General features: G+C 74.8%; 1 pseudogene. It reads left to right on the top strand.

What is annotated here, in order from left to right:
* Positions 1 to 197, top strand: a pseudogene (locus ASG00_RS16955) (helicase C-terminal domain-containing protein); the annotation flags it as partial.
* Between the last annotated feature and the right edge of the window lie 33 nt (positions 198 to 230).

Here is a 230-nt window from a genome sequence, read left to right as displayed (position 1 = left end):
CGATCCACAAGTCGCAGGGCAAGAGCTACGACCGGGCGGTCATCGACCTCGGCTCGGGGGCGTTCGCGCCCGGGCAGACGTACGTGGCCCTGTCGCGGCTGACCTCCATCGACGGGCTGTACCTCCGCCGGCCGCTGCGCCCGAGCGACATCCGGGTCGATCCCGACGTCGCGCGCTTCATGGCCGCGGCCCGCTGACGCGGCGCCGATGCGCGGGGCGGTCAGGCCGCG

Source organism: Microbacterium sp. Leaf351 (genome assembly GCF_001423825.1).
Lineage (GTDB): Bacteria > Actinomycetota > Actinomycetes > Actinomycetales > Microbacteriaceae > Microbacterium > Microbacterium ginsengisoli.
The sequence above is the reverse complement of the archived record's forward strand: the minus strand, read 5'-3'. Positions and strand labels throughout refer to the sequence as shown.